Here is a 16,414-nt window from a genome sequence, read left to right as displayed (position 1 = left end):
CATGGGCATTGCGTCCTTCTTCGGCTTCGGCACTAAGGCTCAGGCAGGAGCGTCTGCAGGATCGGCACCTGCGGTCGTCGTCAACCTCGATGGCCTACGCGGACAGTCGGTCGAAAAGCTGTGGCGCGACCAGCCGAACCTGCGCACGGTCGTCAACTTCCTTGCCCGCAACGTCGCCCAACTCGGCCTACATTCGTTCGAGGCATCGCCCGACGGTAACCACTCACGGGTACGAGATGGCGCGCTCGCTGCGCTTATCGCCAAGCCGAACCCGCAACAGACCACGTATGAAATGCTGCACGACCTGGTCGCAACGCTGGCCCTGTATGACACTGCGTATTGGGTGGTCACCGAAGACTCCAAGTCTGACTCGGGCTGGACCATCCGGCCCATCCCCCCGACGTGGGTGACCGAGGCCAAGGCTGACGGACCGTTCGCGATCGCGCACTACGAGCTCGCGCTACCTGAGATCACCGAGACCGTCATCGTCCCGGCTGAGGACATGCTCGTCTTCCATGGCTGGGCGCCAACGGACTCACGCATTGGCGAGTCGCCGGTCTCCGCCCTCAAGGCGGTCCTGCGCGAGCAGATCTCTGCGCAGCAGTACCGGCAGCAGCGATGGGACAACGGCGGCCGCGTCGATGCCTACATGACCCGCCCAGTTGGTGCGCCGGCCTGGTCGCCTGAGGCTAAGTCGAAGTTCGCCAAGCAGTACCGCGACTCGTACTCGGGCGACGGCCGCAACGCCGGCGGGACGCCGCTGCTCGAAGACGGGATGGAGCTCAAGAAGCTCGGCTTCTCGTCGAAGGAAGATGAGTACGTCGATGCGGCGAAGTTGGCCCTGACCACGGTTGCGAGCGTCTACCACGTCAACCCGGTGATGGTCGGGATCCTCGACAACGCGAACTACTCCAACGTCAAGGAGTTCTCGCGGATGCTCTACTCCGACACGCTCGGCCCGACGCTGCGGATGATCCAGGACCGCATCAACACCTTCCTCGCGCCGCGTATCGCGCCGGGGCAGTTCGTCGAGTTCAACGTCAAGGAGAAGATGCGCGGCTCCTTCGAGGAGGAAGCAGCGTCACTGCAGACCGCTGTCGGTCGGCCATGGATGACTGCAGATGAGGCTCGCGGTACGCAGAACATGCCAGCACTCGGCGGCGATGCAGAGAAGCTCATTACCCCGCTGAACCTAGCTGTTCCGGAGGGCGATCAGGCCGAGAAGGTCTACACCGCCAGCGACCTCAAGCTCCTCATCGATGCCGCCTCAGCGCTCATTCGATCCGGATTCGACCCCCAGGGCGCACTAGCCCTCGTGGGACTGGATCCCGTCAAGCACCTCGGACTGCTGCCGGTCACGGTCCAGAAGCCTGTCGAACCCGACGGCGTGGTGGACGAGTCCATCACAGAGGACCTGACCGGCGAACCAACTGACACCGAGGAGGTGCAGCCGTGAAGCTCAAGGACTTCGCGATCCGCGTCAAGCAGGATGAGACTGACGGGCTCGCCGAGGGTGAGTTCATCGGCTACGCCAGCGTATTCGGCAATGTCGACTCGTACGGCGAGGTGGTCGCCAAGGGCGCGTTCACGACCACCCTCAAGGAGTGGTCAGAGTCCGGCGGCGTGCTGCCGGTCCTGTGGGGTCACAACATGTCCGACCCCGATTACAACGTCGGGTCTGTCCTGTCGGCCGTCGAGGACGAGCGCGGACTCAAGATCCACGCGCAGCTCGACATGGAGTCGCCGAAGGGCGCCCAGGTATACCGACTACTCAAGGGCGGCAGGGTTGGTCAGATGTCGTTCGCGTTCGACGTGGTGGCCAAGCACGACGTCAAGGCGGCCGACGGCCTGCCCGACCATGTCTCGCTCGACGAGGTAAAGCTCTACGAGGTGTCCGTCGTGCCGATCGGCGCGAACCAGGAGACCGAGATCCTGGCCGTGAAGTCGGCGACGGATGCGCTCGCCGCGAAGGCTGGCCGCGTCCTCTCCGCGAAGAACGAGACCACGATCCGCGAGACAGTCGATCAGCTGCTCGCCGCTGCCGCCTCACTCAAAGCCGTACTCCCCCAAGAGGGCGAAGACCAGAAAGACCAGGACCAGACCAGCGGTGCGGAACCGCCTACCGGGACGACCAAGTCGCCGGACCAGGCCACGCCAAGCCCGTCCGTCTCCCTGGCGCTCACCATGCAACTACTCAGGCTCCATGAGCCAGAAGGGGGTTCACAGTGAACCTCAAGCAGAAGCGCGCCGAGCTGATGGCGAAGGCGCAGGAAACCATGGACGGCGCGAAGGCGGCCGGCGTCGAGCTGACCACCGAGGAGGCTACGGCCGTCCAGGAGCTCATCACCGAGGTTCAGGGCATCGACGAGAAGCTGGCGGCTCAACTCAAGGGCGATCAGCTCCTGTCCGCACTCGGCGCCCTCGGTGGCAGCTCGGGCGACGGCGGCACCCAGCCCATGGATCCGGGCGGCGACGGCGCCCCGAAGCGTGGCGGCGCCAAGGTGAAGGCCACCTCGCTCGGCGACCACTTCGTCAAGGAGGCGGCCGACGCACTGCTGGCCGTCAAGGGCCAGCGATTCTCCATCACATCCGAGACCGAGTTCAAGGCCGCGGCCGACAGCCACGTCGTCACCGGCTGGGCCGCGGGCGTTCCGCTGCTCACCGACTACGACAAGAACGTCGTCCAGGCGTACCGGCCGAAGCTGACCATCGCCGACCTGCTCGGTAAGGGTCAGATCAGCGGCAACGCGATCAGCTACCTCGTCGAAGGTGCGCGCGAGGGCGGATTTGCCACCGTCGCCGAGGCCGGCGCAAAGCCTCAGATGCACTACGTCAACCCGACGGCTGTCGTCGACGCGCTGAAGAAGATCGCCGGGTTCATCAAGCTGTCCGACGAGTTCATCGAGGATGCCCCGTTCCTCAAGTCGGAGATCGACGGCCGCCTGCTCTACGACCTCGCCGCGTTCGAAGAGGCGCAGCTCCTCAACGGCAACGGCACCGGCCAGAACCTCACCGGCCTGCTGACCCGACCGGGCATCCAGACCGAGGTTGGCACCTGGATCGGCGACAACCCAGACGCAGTGTTCCGCGCGATGACCAAGATCTCGACCGCCTCTGGCCTCAACGCCGACGGCATCGTGATCAACCCCGTCGACTACCAGACCTTCCGCCTCTCGAAGGACGCGAACGGCCAGTACTTCGGCGGCGGCTTCTTCGCGGGCCAGTATGGCGTCGGTGGCGTCCCTGTCGATCCGCCGCTGTGGGGCATGCGGACGGTCGTCACTCCGGCCATCGCCGCGGGCACGGTCCTGGTCGGCGCGTTCGCGCAGTCCGCGACCCTGTACCGAAAGGGTGGCGTCCGCGTCGAGGCGACCAACTCGCACACCGACGACTTCACCAACAACCTGGTGACCATCCGAGCCGAGGAGCGCGTCGCGCTCGCCGTCCGCCGGCCGCTGGGCCTGGTGAAGCTCACCCTCGGCACTGCGGCCGTCAAGCCGTGATGCGCGAGTACCTGATCGAGATCGCCGGCATCCCCCACACGGTGCAGCTCGACGATGCCGAGGCCGCGCGCCTCGGCGTCGAGCCGTACGTGCGGAACTCGGCGCCGGCGACGAAGGCGCGCACCCGCGTCCGCAATAAGGGGGCCTGACATGGAACCGCTCATCAGCGTCGACAAGCTCGAGGAACTGCTGAGCGGCCAAGGGGTAACCCAGGTGCAGGTCGACGGGGTGTCGGCGGCCATCCGCAACTACTGTGGATGGCACGTCACCCCCGTCGTCAACGAGACACTGACCGTCGACGGCAATGGCGGAACGATTCTGGATCTGCCCACCCTGCACCTGGTCTCGGTCTCCGAGGTTCGGGTACGGGGTGCGGCAGTTCCGGACGTCGAGTGGTCCTCGGACGGCACGTTGCGAGGCAGCTGGCCGGACCGGTACCGCGGCGTCGAGGTCACCATTTCGCACGGTTACGCCACGGCGCCCGATCTGATCACGGTCGCGATGGACGCAATGGCTCGCGCCGCGCAGTCCGAACTCGGCGGCGGTGAGGAGACGATCGGCCCGTTCTCGTTCGGCGCGAGCCAGGGCGGCGTGAGCTTCTTCGCGCACGAGCTAGCCGTGCTCGACCGCTACCGGCTACCGAGGCTGCCATGAGCGAGACCGTCTACCGGATTCGCACGAGCCCCGGCGGACTGGACTCGAACAACGATCCGATCCCATCGACTGAAACGCGCGAGCCTCTGCAGGCCAAGGCGATCGCACCGGGCGCGTCCCGGCGCAACTCATCGATGGCACGCAACGGCGACTCCATCCAGTACACCGCCTACTTCATGCCCGCACCGGACCTGACCGACGACGACCAGCTCGAGATCAGAGGCCTGGTCTGCGACGTGCGGATCCTCGATTGGCGCAGCGCGTTCGGCACTGGCCGCCGCGGGCTCGAGGTGCTGGCGGTGATCGAGAGGGGATGACATGCCAAAAGCGGTCAAGTTCCAACTCGACCACGAGGGCATCCAGAAGCTACTGAAGTCGCAGGAGATCGTCGCGATGGTCGACGGCATCGCATCCGACATCGCCGCGAACGCGCGCGGGCTTCTCGACGACGACGTGGAGGTTGGCATCGACACGTACACCACGGACCGTCACGTCGCCTCGGTCGCGATCAAGCATCCCGGCGGCCGCGGGATGCAGCTCAAGCGAGGCGCTCTCACGAAGGCTGCGGGCATGGTCGGGCTCGAGGTGAAGTCGCGATGAGGGCCCGCAGGATCCCCGTCGATCACGTTGTGCCGGTGAAGGACTTCCTCGCCATTCAGATGGCCGGCAACCAGGGCGTGACGGTCGCACAGAACCTGCCGCCGAAGTGGACGCCCGACTTCCCTCCCGCGGTGGTGGTCGGCGGCGACGGCGGAGGGGTGGATGAGTGGCCGGTCTACACCGGCGACCAGGTCCGCGTCACCGTCTACGCGGCCGGTCGCACGGAGGCACGCCGAATTGCAGGCCTCTGCATGGGGTGGCTGCTCGCGATTCGAGTGCCAGGCATCGGAGTACGGCCCGGTACGGGACTCCTCGACGACCGTGACCCCAGCACCGGCGGGTTCATTGCCGGATTCACCGTGCGCACTCGCGCACGCACTCAACCGTTCTGACCGCCGCGCGGCGGCCCGTTCCCCGGAAAGGGGCTATTTGTCATGGCTGTCATCAACGCCGACAACGCTTCCGTCTTCGACGAGGGTGAGATCTACATCCTCGACCCCGCCTACGCCGGCCCGCTCTCGGCCGCCATCCCCACGCCCGGAGATGCGCCCGGCTCGATGTGGCTCGACTTCGGCCTCCTCGGCACTGAGGGTGTGACCTACACGCCCGGCGTCGAGAAGACGTTCTACGACGGGTGGGGCCACCCGCGATTCAAGGGCAAGACCAGCAAGGGCACCCTCGAGCTGTCGTTCAACGCGCTCGAGCGCAACGCGATCACCGCGGGCATCGCCTACGGCAAGGATGCCGGGTTCATCTCCGTACCGAAGGGTATCGAGCGCACCCTGCTCATCGTCACCCGCGAGGACGGCGTCGAAGAGGTTGAGTACACCTGCCGACCCGCCCTGTTGACCACGGGTGCGTGGACCAAGTCTGAGTCTGGAATCCGGACCTTCCCGATCACCGCGGACATCATGTCCGATGCGGATGGTCACCTGCTCGGCACCGCGAACCAGACCGGCGGAGACCCGACGAGCTGGACCGTCACGGTGCCCGCCGGAACGACCGCCGGCACTTTCCCGCTACGTGTCGACATGCAGACCGTCGTCGGTATCGCATTCGACGCCACCAGCGCCGCGGTCAAGACCGCGCTCGAGGCGATCGTGGGCGCCGGGAACGTGACGGTCACCGGATCCGCCGGCGGCCCCTTCACCGTCACCCTCAAGAACGGCGGCACTCTCGCGAGCCCGTCGGCAGCGCTCACCCCTGCCGGCACCGTCACAGTCGTCGCCGCGTAGTGCCCCGGCCGCCCGCGGTGTGCAGCCCGCGGGCGGCCGGTTCCATCTCTCGCTGCACAGGGGGACACAATGCCGCGCATCCCATCCGACGCTGAGATCACCGCGGCCGCCCGGGAACTCGGTATCGAGGGACCGATTCGCGGCGCTCAGCGCTCCAAGGTCGCGAAAGCGATCCTCCTCGCCGAAGCCATGCCTGACGACGAGCCTGGCGAGCCCGGCCGATTCGTGGACCAGATCACCTCGACGCACGCCCGGCTCATCGAGGCCGGGCTCAACACTTCCGCCGCCGACCGCGTGGTCGCGGCGATCGCACCCGCCGTCTGGCGGGACACGAACTAGGAGCTGCACACTCATGCCTTACGACAACGACTTCGACGACTTCGAGAACGACGAACCCGAGGCAATTGGGCCCGACGTGGACGAGGAGAGGGACGAGCTGCTGCGACGCCTCGAAGCCGCCGAGTTGCGCGCCGAGGAGGCTGAGCGCACGGCCGCCCGCCGGATCCCTGCCAACGCCCCGAGGCCGCAGGACCGCAAGCCGAAGAAGCCGAAGAAGCCGAAGAAGCTCGCCCAGCAGGCCGAGGTTGAGGACGTCGAGATCATCGTCACTGCATTCGGTGACGAGTTCCGGATCCGCCGCTCTGCGCTGCAGGACAACTGGCAGTTCTTCGCCGCCAGCGCCGTCGGCAACATCCCCGGGATGCTCGTTCAGGTCCTCGGCCAGCAGGGCTTCGTGACGTTCTGTCAGCGCGCCATGGAGGCCGGCAAGAAGCCGACCGAGGCCGCCCGCGAGATGTGGGACCTCGTCGGCGAGGAGCTCGGTACCGGCGGCTCGGGAAACTCCTAGGGCTCCTGCGGCTGATTGCCGAGAAGGCGGACCTGGTCGAGGCTGATCTCGACCAGTTCTACCGGCGCGACCTCCGCGACCTATGGCGTACCGACGACGAGGGTCGGCCACTGCTGACGCTGCGGCAGGTCTGGGTTCGCCTCCAGAACGGCCTGCCGCGCGAGTCTGCCCTCGCCATCGACGCCAACGGCGGCCGGATGCCGTGGTCGATCACCGATCATCTCCTGGCCGACCTATGGGCGCTGCGCGCCAACTCGGGCAAGAAGCGTGGAGCCAAGCCCACCGATCACCCATCTCGACCGAAGTCCGCGAAGAAGCAGGCGCAGGTCACCGACAAGCAGATCGCCAGGGCGGAAGCACGTTTCGCTGCTCGGCGTCGCAAGCTGAACGGAGACACGTAGGTGGCAACCTCAATCGGCTGGGCCTCGGTGCAGATCGTGCCCGTGATCCCGGGCATCGCCTCGCAGGTGTCGAGTCAGCTACAGGGGCCGATGGGCCAGGCTGGGCAGCAGGCTGGCCAGGAGCTCGGCAACGGCATCGCGGACGGTCTCGCGAAGGCCGAGGCTGCAGTTAAGACCGCGTCGCGGAAGATCGAGCAGTCCCGCCAGGCCGAGATGAGCGCGGCCGCGAAGCTGAACGTCGAAGAGCTGAAGCTGCAGGAGCTCCGCGACTCAGGCAAGGCGAAGACGTCGCAGCTGGCGGCCGCGGAGGAGCGCGTCAGACAGGCGCGCGAGAAGCACAACCAGACTGTCGGGGCGTCCGAGGCTGCACTGAAGCAGCTAGAGCGGGCGCAGGAGCGGGTCACCCAGGCCACGGAGGAGGCTGGCGATTCCGCGCAGCAGGCCAGCCAACAGCTCGTCGGGTTCTCAAACTCGGTCGAGGATATGGGCAGCGGTGTCGACAACGGCATCGACCAGCTCAAGAACTTCGCGATCGCCGCAGCCGGCATCGGCGGTGCGGTCGAACTCGGGATGCAGGCACTCGACAACCTGAACATCGAGTCACGTCTCGGCGCACAGCTCGGCGCAACCCCGGAGCTCGCTAAGGAGTACGGCGACGCCGCCGGAACTCTGTACAAGCAGGGGTTGTCCGGATCGATGGAGGACGCGGCAGATGCGATCGCTGCGGTCGCGTCCACGTTCGAGGTGGCGGGTTCCGAGGGCGAGAAGTCCATCGACCAGATCGCAGCCGCTGCGGTGACGTTCTCGGACACCTTCGGAACGGACGTCGCTGAGTCGGTCCAGATGGCGGATCAGCTCATCACGAATGGCCTCGCCGCGAACAGCACTGAGGCGTTCGATCTGATGGCCGCAGGCTGGCAGCGAACCGACCTCGCAATGCGTGAAGAACTTCCCGACCTGATGAACGAGTACGGCCAGTTCTTCGCATCCATGGGCATGAACGGGGAGCAGGCGTTCGGCCTACTCGCCAACGCTGCTGACGGCGGCAAGATTCAGATGGACAAGGTCGGCGATGCCATCAAAGAGCTGTCGATCAAGGCGACTGACCTCGGCGACACAGGAGCGCAGGACGCGCTGAAGGAGCTAGGGCTCGCTGGCGATGAGACCGCGAACGCCCTATTGCAGGGCGGGGATGCTGCGAACAAGGCCTTCAACGACATAGTCAACGGCCTTAACGGGATGGACGACCCTGCCGAGCAGGCGGCCGCCGCGGTTGCGCTCTTCGGTACCCCGCTCGAGGATCTTGGCAAGGATCAGATTCCAGGATTCCTCGACGGGATGGCGTCGGCCGGCGAGACGATGGCGGGCTTCGAGGGGACGATGGGGACCGTCTCCGATGCCGTCAACTCCGGCCCGGGCTATGCACTCGATCAGCTGAAGAACACCATCCAGGGCGGACTGACCGACGCGCTCGGCGACATGGCGACGTGGGTCATGAATAACACCGACACTCTGAAAACGCTTGCACTGGTGGCGGCTCCGTTCTTCGGTGCGCTCGCTGGCTACGCAGCCACGGTGAAGATCATCCAGATCGCGACCGTGGCATGGAACACGGCGCAGATGCTCCTCAACGGCACGATGATGCTCAACCCCGTCGGGCTGATCATCGCCGCGATCGCGGGCTTGGTCGCGGCGGTCGTGCTGATCGCCACGAAAACGACCTGGTTCCAGGATCTCTGGGGCGCAGTCTGGGGTGCCGTCACTGCAGCATGGGACTGGGCCTGGGGTGTCCTGTCTTCTGGCTTCGAGATGCTCAAAGGCGCATTCGGTGCAGTCGGCGACAAGGTCGGCGAGGTCAAGGACTGGATCGTCGGCAAGTGGAACGACGTCGTCGGCTTCGTGACTGGCCTGCCAGGCAAGATCTCCTCGGCCGCGTCGGGCATGTGGGACGGGATTAAGAACGCCTTCAAGGGTGCGATCAACTGGATCATCCAGGCGTGGAACGCGATCGAGTTCCGGATCCCTGGCTTCGAGGTCGGGCCGATCAAGTGGGACGGGTTCACCCTCGGACTGCCAGATCTGCCGATGCTCGCGGCCGGTGGCCTCGCTGGCCGCCGAAAGGACGGCATGCTGTGGGGTCCGGGTACCCCGACGTCGGACTCGATTCTCGGTGTCGACGCGTTCGGGATCCCGACCGCCCTGGTGTCCACCAAAGAGATGGTCGTCAACGCGCAGGCCACCGCCGCGAACCTGCCGCTGCTGCAGGCGATCAACGCAGGCTGGACTCCGCCGGCCGAGTTCCTCCACGCGCTCACCGGAGGCGAGTTCCGATCGAATCCCTTCGGGATCGAGGAGGACTCGCCGCTCATCGCTGGTGCACTCGGTGCTCGGTCGCTGCTCGCGGAAGGCGACTACACCAGGAACCTGCGGGACGCATTCGGGGTCGACGAGGACCATCCGGTCGTCGGGTCGATCCTCGCGTTGCGGGATATGATCTCGCGGCTACCGCGCTTCGCCGACGGTGGTGTGGTCTCGCCGGATCAGCTTGCGAACTTCGCCAAGGGCGTCGAGGGCACGCAGTACGTACTGGGCGGCGTGAACTGGGGTGACTGCTCCGGCGCCGTCTCAGCCCTGGCGAACTACGCGACCGGCCGGGATCCGTTCGCGACGCGGTTCGCGACGATGACCGAAGGCGCCGAACTCGCCGCCCGCGGGTTCAAGCCGGGTCGCGGCCCGTCCGGGTCCCTGCAGGTGGGCTGGCTCAACGGCGGCCCGGCCGGCGGCCACACCGCGGCCACACTGCCTAACGGTGTGAACTTCGAGATGGGCGGCGCACGCGGGAATGGTCAGTACGGCGGCCCCGCAGCCGGCGCCAACGATCCGATGTTCACCGATCACGCGCACCTGCCGATGATGGTGGCACAGCTGATTCAGCCGAACGTGCAGCAACTCGAACCGCTGACCGGATTCCCCACCGACGCCGGCGGTGGGGCGATGCCGCCGATCGACCCCTCTGGCGCATCGACGCAGCAGCCGGAACGGGCGTTCTCTGGCCGCGAGCGAATCCGCCAGATGGGCTCCGACATCGGTGGCATCTGGGCGGACTCGGCAGTCGAGATACTCGGGATCGGCGACATTCTCGACACGGCGGACCGGTACACGATCACGCCCGACACCACGGCCGGCGCGGCAACACCCGCACCGACGGCGGTCGAAAACGGCATCGACGGCGACCCGAACATCATCCCGTGGATTGCGGACATGAACGCGTTCTTCAAGGGCACTGGCCTGTTCGACAACGGTGGCTGGCTGATGCCGAACTCGTTCTCCTACAACGCGTTGAGTAAGCCAGAACCGATCCTGAAGCCGGAGCACTGGGACATCGCGGAGGCGAACATCAGCAAGGTCGACGAGCTGGTCGGCTCGGGCGTCGGCGGCGGTCCGCGGGTCCAGATCATCAACAACAACAACCAGACGATCGCAGACCAGGACTCCTGGCAGCGCGACCAGGCGAACCAGCAGCGGATCGCCATCATGCGTTTCGGGAGGTAGTGATGCTCGACATTGCGCTGATCGGCGCGAATGGATATCGGCTCGATCTCTCTGGACGCAACGCCGGCCGCCAGGGCGTCATGATCAAAGCCGGGCAGCTACAGGGCATCTACGGGGCGCCGATCTCGTCGGAGTGGAAGCGTGCCGCGCGGGAACGTGGTGGCCGGTTCAAGAACCGCACGTTCCCGTGGCGGGACGTGACGCTGGGTCTGCACCTGTTCGGCGACGAAACCGACATGGACATCGAGCAGTTGGACTCGCTGCTCGACCAGATGATCACCGACGCACCAGATGAATGGGACGAGGACGAGCAGCTCGCTCGGATCGTCGTCAAGTCGAAGCGGGACACCCGCCGTCTGTTCATCCAGCGGTACGACGACACGGACCTTGATCCCGAGTTCGATCCGACCCTCGAGGATGAGCAGTACCTGAACCCGATCTACAAGGTCAGGTCCGGGCAGCCGTTCTGGGAAGGGCGCACGAAGGTCACGCCCTTCGAGGGCACCAGCACATCTGCGTCTGGGTTCATCGAGGTTTCGAACCCCACACCGCTCACGATGATGCAGACCTGGGTCCTCACTCGCGCGACGTGGACGATCCCGGACACGTCGTGGGTGGGGCCGAAGGGGAAGCGGGTTCCGGGTGGACGCTTCGGCGGCCGGGTCGTCCCGCTGCTGCCGATCGACTCGGTACACGCGGGCGCGCGGATCAACTACGACCCGATGCGGCTGATGCTCGAATCCTGGTCGGGCACGAACCTGTTGGGCGATAACGGTGGCCGTCAGTTCTTCATGCACAAGATCCCGCCGTACACGCCACCGACGAAGCTCCCGATCTCGTACACCGGCGCGCCGGCGGGCGGGGCCCGGGCGGAGCTACATCAGCCGCGGCTGTGGCCGAAGCCGTGGGGAGGTGAGCTGCTGTGAGTGTCGTCGACTTCGATCTGTCGCTCGCCGAGCAGTGCGCGGCGATCTGGGAGGCCACCGAGCGGCAGCATCGGGAGCTCGAGCAGATGCGTCGCACGCCGCCGTTGGTGCGGCTGTGGACTGGCGCGAACGCCGACCTCGCGCACATCGTCGAGTGCGAGAACGAAGCGAAGTGGGAGGACCCGGACAACGACACCGGTGTCGGCACCCTGTCGATCGACTTCGAGTTCCCGCAAGCGCAGTGGCTCAACGACATGTACGGGCGGATCAAGCGCGGCGAGAAGCGCAACGTCCTGATCTCCGTCGACCACATGGGGATTCGGTGGTCTGGGCTGCTCGAGGAGACCGACGTCCAGACGGACGAGTTCGGCAACTCGGTGTTGATCGCAACGTTCCTCAGCGATTTCGAACAGTTGCGCACGAAACTGCTATGGGCGACGCCGGTGATGCCGGCGGCATTCCAGCCGATCAAGATTTTCGGGCTCGCCGGACCGTCGCCATGGGTCGTGCTGACGGCACTGCACATCAACCTGTGCCGCGAGAACATGCCGATCTTCACCCTCCCGGACGACCCTCTCAAGGTGTCCTCCTGGTGGGAGGGCTTCGACATGGCGAACTGGACCGTCGTCGTGAAGCCGTCCAGCTTCATGGAGTGGATGGCGAAGGGCGTCCCGTGGGGCGTCCTCACGTCCCGATTCAAATACTGGCATGAGGCCGCGCAGGCGATGCTCGCGGACGGCGAGCTATCGCTGCAGTGGCGCCGGTGGCTTGAAGGCGACCCGCTGCCCTGGCCCGGGGCGAAGCTGCGTCACGGCGCTCTCGTGGTGTGGGTCGAGGACAAGTCTGGCGTCGAGGCCGGCACCTCGAACGGCGGCACGCTGTTCGACGGGTTGGTCCGGACGATCCGCTCGTACACCGACGACTTCGTTGAGAACATCGAGGAACAGATCACCGACATGCCGGTCGTCGGTGACTACCGCGTGCCCGGCGACCGCCGCACCGATCCCCGGGTGCCGTACGTCTACTACCCGCCGGACAGCCCGGGCGTGATCCGATCAAGCTTCAAGCAGCGGCCGGCGCGCGCGGTGCAGCTCGTCACCGGCGGGCACTCGATGCCTGGCGTGAACGAGACGATGAGCGCGCTCGTGCAGGGCGTGTTCGATGTCGTCGGCAATCTTCTACAGGTCGGGTCTGTCGGTGGCTCGATCGACGCGATCCTCAAACCGTTCTACGAGGACACAGTCCTCGCATGGATCGCGGTGAAACTGCTCAAGCGCGCGCAGGTCTCGGGCGACTTCCGGTACTTCGAGTTCTTCATCGCGTCCGGTGGGAAGGCGTACACGCTCGATTCGCTGGCCGTGCTGCGCGCCGGCGCGTACGAGACGCGCACCGTGTTCTCCGGGTCGATGGAAATCGCCAACGCCGCGCCGTACGTCATTGGCGCGCCCGGCATCGGCCACTTCGGGAAGGGCGACCGGATCGCGACCCGCATCCCCGGCGACATCACGCAGAGGATCCACGTCGAGCGGGTGTCGAAAACCATCTTCGGGTGGGGCGTCGACCGCGATCCCGACTACGAGATCGTCCTGGGCGGCGAAGCGCTGCAGCAGGATCCGCTGGTCCGCCTCATGGCCGCCATCGACAAGGGCAAATCCGATCTGAAGGAACTGGGGGTGATGTCGTGAAGGTTGAAGAGATCCCGACGCGGGAGAACTGCGATCTCGACGATCCGGAGGAGATGTTCCTCTGGATGTTCGCGTCGCTGCCGGAGCTGAAGGGCGCGCTCGCGATCCTTCCATTCGAGTACTACCGGCTCGTCTCGAAGCGCATGTACGAGTTGGGCGCTCGACTCGGCGCCGATCCGACGTTGAAGCTGCGGCTCCCTCAGTCGGAAGAGGCGTGGCTCACCGGCGCCGGCACGTGGGTTCCCATCGACGAGCCGGACCCGCCCACATCGGAGGCTATCGACCTCGTCCGCGCACTGCCGCCGCATCTGCGGAAGGAACTGGACGACGCCCTCGACCAGGTGAAGGCCGAGGGATCAATGCAAGGAGAGGAGCACGAGGATGGCGCAGTACAAGGCTGACGTCGACATCTACACCAGCAACGACAGCGGGCCCCGCAACACCGGCTCCCTGGCGTGGATCATCTTCCACACCACCGAGAACAGCGGGAACACGACCGCGCAGGATGTGGCCCGGTATCAGCAGAGCCCCAGCGCCGGCGGCTCCTACAACGTGCTCGTCGACAAGTTCGGCACCTCAGTCCGCTCGAACGACGACAACTACATCCCATGGGCGGCCGGGTCGGACCAGGCCAACGGCCGCGGACTGCATATCTCCGTCGTCGGTCAGGCCGCCACGTCCCGCGAGGTGTGGCTCCGCGACTACGACAAGGCGCTCCGCAAGGCGGGTGAGGTTGTCGCGAAGTGGTCGAAGGACTACGGAATCCCGCTCTCACGCCTGAACGCCACCCAGCTCAAGGCGGGCTCGAAAGGCATCGCCGGACATAACGAATGCTCGCAGGCGTTCGGCGGCTCCGACCACTGGGATCCGGGCACCGGCTTCCCGTACGACGTCGTCATCAACTACGCCCGTGGCGGCGCCACACCCACACCACCCGCAGGAGGCGGCATGAATATCGAGCAGGAAATCCGAGACCAGCTCACTGGCAGCGCAGAGCTTGGCAAGTACCCCGGTTGGCCGCAGCTCGGCAACCGCACCGTCGTCGACGCGCTCGCGGTCATCGGCCAGAAGCTCGGCATCCCCGGATTCAAGGACGTGATGTGATGAACCCCAACCTGATCACCGGTATCCTTCGCGCGAAGCTGGCCGATCAGCCGATCATCAAGCGCTACGCGAACACTGCGACCGCGGCCGTCGGCCTGGTCGTGGCACTGCTGTGGGCGGTGGTGTCCGCCGGCGTCGACGTGCCCGCGAACATCACGACCGGCGTGCTGGTGCTCGTCAGTTTCGGCACCGTCGTCGGCATCAAGTTCACGCCGAACGGCGTGACTGAGCGGCAGGTCGACGAGCTCGAGAAGTACGTCAAGAACCGCGAGGGCTGACGGTGGTCACTGAAGTGATCACCGCACTGACGCCTGTCCTGCTCGCGATCATCGGCGCGGTGACCGCATGGCAGGGCAAGCAAATCCGCGACCTGCGCGACAAGTTCGCCGACCTGAGCAGCAAGTTCCGGCTGTCGATCTGGTACATCCGCGACGTCCATCGATGGGACCGCGACGGCCGCAGCGGCGCATTGCCGGCAATCCCCGACGACCTGCGAGACGAGGTGTGACTCGTGACTTCACCCAATCCCGAAACCCCAGATGGAATGCTCGACGGCCTCGGCGGCATCGCCGCATGGTCGCAGAAGACCCAGGCCGAGTGGGAGACTGAAATGCGCGGTCGGCTCACTGGGTCGACCTCCGGGATCAAGGACTTCGCACTGGATCTCATGAACAAGCTCGGGAAGTTCCTGGCTGATGTAGCGAAGGGGATCGGCGACGGCCTGATCGCGGTGGGCGGCGTCATCTTCGACGTCATCACGGATATCGTCGGCGGAGTCGTAAACTTTTTCAAGAACCTCGGTGCTGCAGTCCTCGGCAAAGGCCCGTCCTTTCTCAATCCCTCTCACCCTGACAAGTTTTCAGAAGGCCCGCTCGCGGACATCAGCGACGGCCAGCGGGCGCTCATTGGCAAGGTCGAAGCCCTCGACGACAACGCGGGCTTCTGCAACCTCACGATGTCGAAAAACTGGAACATCAGCGGCAACGTCAACAAGTGGATTCCGTGCCAGTTCGACACGTACGTGACGGCGAACAAGAATGCCGAGAAGCATGGTGTCGAGGGAACTTCATGGTCAGGGTTGGGGTATGCGAATGCTCCGGGGATCATGCTGCTGGCTCCTGGTGTGTGGCACATCAACGCGCAGGTGACGGCACAGTCTGTCGATACGGCATTCCAGTATTTCGAGGTGAACGTCGAGATCTTTCGGATGGTCCGATACCGCGACACTCCCACTGGGCCGTGGACCGTGACTCAGACCGGCCTCTATTCCCAGACGCGCTTCCCTGGCTCCTCAAATGCCGGATACTATTCCGCACCGCCAGTTTTCAAGCCAGTCCTGATTCCGGAATTTGTTGTCGCGGAACGCTTCCCGACTGGCGAGGAGAAGATCGGAGATGCCGGGTACAAGGTCGTCGTGTCTGCTAGCTACAGAACCTCGCCGTCCTGGAAAATGATCGGCGGCACCCTCTGGTCGTCTCTGTCGGCGACCCGTATGTCCGTTGACACGACCAACTATTCCCCGCCCACAGTGGGCACTGGGACGGGTGTCATTCCGGATGGGGCGGCGCCGTGACCCTCGGATGGACACCACTCGACGAGACGATCGAACTCACCAACGGCGACTGGATCTTCGAGCGCACGAACGAGGCAGGCCCGATCCAGCCGGGCACGATTATCGAGATCAAGTGGGCGAACGGCGTCACATGGCCTGGCACCGTGGACGGCGCGACCGTGAAGTGGCGCATCGAATCCACCGCCTGCACCGCGGCGATCATCCCCGATGGGACCGCCTTCGAGATCATGGTCCGCTACCCGAACGCCGCCACCTCGAGCACCGACGACCACGTGTGGATGGGCGGTCGCGCGATGCGCACCAACTATCTGACACAGAACTTCTGAGGAGACAC

At 65.6% G+C, this 16,414-nt stretch carries 21 protein-coding genes; all 21 read left to right on the top strand.

The genetic code is table 11. The annotated features are described in order from the left end of the window. Position 1 precedes the first annotated feature (1 nt). Complete coding sequence (locus tag J2X34_RS26975; protein ID WP_429520219.1) at positions 2–1,456, top strand: phage portal protein; 1,455 nt, start codon at positions 2–4, stop codon at positions 1,454–1,456. Beyond that, positions 1,453–2,229 (top strand): HK97 family phage prohead protease, encoded by a 777-nt coding sequence (locus tag J2X34_RS26970; RefSeq protein ID WP_429520218.1) that lies wholly within the window; start codon positions 1,453–1,455, stop codon positions 2,227–2,229. The genes J2X34_RS26975 and J2X34_RS26970 overlap by 4 nt, the downstream gene beginning before the upstream one ends. After that, positions 2,226–3,503: a phage major capsid protein gene (locus J2X34_RS26965; RefSeq protein WP_429520217.1), complete on the top strand. Its 1,278-nt coding sequence runs from the start codon at positions 2,226–2,228 to the stop codon at positions 3,501–3,503. Before J2X34_RS26970 ends, J2X34_RS26965 begins: the two co-directional genes overlap by 4 nt. Continuing rightward, positions 3,500–3,652, top strand: coding sequence for a hypothetical protein (locus tag J2X34_RS26960; RefSeq protein WP_429520216.1), 153 nt, complete (start codon positions 3,500–3,502; stop codon positions 3,650–3,652). The genes J2X34_RS26965 and J2X34_RS26960 overlap by 4 nt, the downstream gene beginning before the upstream one ends. Position 3,653: 1 nt before the next feature. Beyond that, positions 3,654–4,157 (top strand): hypothetical protein, encoded by a 504-nt coding sequence (locus J2X34_RS26955; protein ID WP_429520215.1) that lies wholly within the window; start codon positions 3,654–3,656, stop codon positions 4,155–4,157. Beyond that, complete coding sequence (locus tag J2X34_RS26950) at positions 4,154–4,474, top strand: hypothetical protein (protein WP_429520214.1); 321 nt, start codon at positions 4,154–4,156, stop codon at positions 4,472–4,474. The genes J2X34_RS26955 and J2X34_RS26950 overlap by 4 nt, the downstream gene beginning before the upstream one ends. A 1-nt stretch (position 4,475) precedes the next feature. Beyond that, positions 4,476–4,757: a hypothetical protein gene (locus tag J2X34_RS26945; RefSeq protein WP_429520213.1), complete on the top strand. Its 282-nt coding sequence runs from the start codon at positions 4,476–4,478 to the stop codon at positions 4,755–4,757. Then, on the top strand, positions 4,754–5,149 hold the full coding sequence (locus J2X34_RS26940) for a hypothetical protein (RefSeq protein WP_429520212.1): 396 nt from the start codon (positions 4,754–4,756) through the stop codon (positions 5,147–5,149). The genes J2X34_RS26945 and J2X34_RS26940 overlap by 4 nt, the downstream gene beginning before the upstream one ends. 42 nt (positions 5,150–5,191) lie before the next feature. Then, on the top strand, positions 5,192–5,992 hold the full coding sequence (locus tag J2X34_RS26935; protein WP_429520211.1) for a hypothetical protein: 801 nt from the start codon (positions 5,192–5,194) through the stop codon (positions 5,990–5,992). 69 nt (positions 5,993–6,061) lie between these two features. After that, positions 6,062–6,331 (top strand): hypothetical protein, encoded by a 270-nt coding sequence (locus tag J2X34_RS26930; RefSeq protein ID WP_429520210.1) that lies wholly within the window; start codon positions 6,062–6,064, stop codon positions 6,329–6,331. Positions 6,332–6,344: 13 nt separating this feature from the next. Next, complete coding sequence (locus tag J2X34_RS26925) at positions 6,345–6,839, top strand: hypothetical protein (protein WP_429520209.1); 495 nt, start codon at positions 6,345–6,347, stop codon at positions 6,837–6,839. Next, complete coding sequence (locus J2X34_RS26920) at positions 6,788–7,240, top strand: hypothetical protein (protein ID WP_429520208.1); 453 nt, start codon at positions 6,788–6,790, stop codon at positions 7,238–7,240. The genes J2X34_RS26925 and J2X34_RS26920 overlap by 52 nt, the downstream gene beginning before the upstream one ends. Next, the gene (locus J2X34_RS26915; RefSeq protein WP_429520207.1) at positions 7,241–10,792 is read left to right on the top strand and encodes a phage tail tape measure protein; all 3,552 of its coding nucleotides are present in this window, start codon (positions 7,241–7,243) and stop codon (positions 10,790–10,792) included. Between the two features lie 2 nt (positions 10,793–10,794). Continuing rightward, positions 10,795–11,718: a hypothetical protein gene (locus J2X34_RS26910; protein ID WP_429520206.1), complete on the top strand. Its 924-nt coding sequence runs from the start codon at positions 10,795–10,797 to the stop codon at positions 11,716–11,718. Then, positions 11,715–13,403, top strand: a complete 1,689-nt coding sequence (locus tag J2X34_RS26905; protein WP_429520205.1) for a hypothetical protein — start codon at positions 11,715–11,717, stop codon at positions 13,401–13,403. Before J2X34_RS26910 ends, J2X34_RS26905 begins: the two co-directional genes overlap by 4 nt. Continuing rightward, on the top strand, positions 13,400–13,804 hold the full coding sequence (locus J2X34_RS26900) for a phage gene 29 protein family protein (protein ID WP_429520204.1): 405 nt from the start codon (positions 13,400–13,402) through the stop codon (positions 13,802–13,804). The genes J2X34_RS26905 and J2X34_RS26900 overlap by 4 nt, the downstream gene beginning before the upstream one ends. Next, positions 13,785–14,507, top strand: a complete 723-nt coding sequence (locus J2X34_RS26895) for a peptidoglycan recognition protein family protein (RefSeq protein WP_429520203.1) — start codon at positions 13,785–13,787, stop codon at positions 14,505–14,507. Before J2X34_RS26900 ends, J2X34_RS26895 begins: the two co-directional genes overlap by 20 nt. Beyond that, entirely contained in the window at positions 14,507–14,785 is a 279-nt protein-coding gene (locus J2X34_RS26890) for a hypothetical protein (protein ID WP_429520202.1), read from the top strand. The genes J2X34_RS26895 and J2X34_RS26890 overlap by 1 nt, the downstream gene beginning before the upstream one ends. Before the next feature lie 14 nt (positions 14,786–14,799). Then, positions 14,800–15,015 carry a hypothetical protein gene (locus J2X34_RS26885; protein ID WP_429520201.1) on the top strand — a complete coding sequence of 72 codons (216 nt, stop codon included), beginning with the start codon at positions 14,800–14,802 and terminating at the stop codon, positions 15,013–15,015. A 3-nt stretch (positions 15,016–15,018) separates the two neighbouring features. Continuing rightward, positions 15,019–16,080, top strand: a complete 1,062-nt coding sequence (locus tag J2X34_RS26880; RefSeq protein WP_429520200.1) for a hypothetical protein — start codon at positions 15,019–15,021, stop codon at positions 16,078–16,080. Continuing rightward, the gene (locus J2X34_RS26875) at positions 16,077–16,406 is read left to right on the top strand and encodes a DUF7264 domain-containing protein (protein WP_429520199.1); all 330 of its coding nucleotides are present in this window, start codon (positions 16,077–16,079) and stop codon (positions 16,404–16,406) included. The genes J2X34_RS26880 and J2X34_RS26875 overlap by 4 nt, the downstream gene beginning before the upstream one ends. The last annotated feature ends 8 nt before the right edge of the window (positions 16,407–16,414 follow it).

The sequence above is a fragment of the Rhodococcus sp. BE178 genome (genome assembly GCF_050433545.1).
Taxonomy (GTDB): domain Bacteria; phylum Actinomycetota; class Actinomycetes; order Mycobacteriales; family Mycobacteriaceae; genus Prescottella.
The sequence above is the reverse complement of the archived record's forward strand: the minus strand, read 5'-3'. Positions and strand labels throughout refer to the sequence as shown.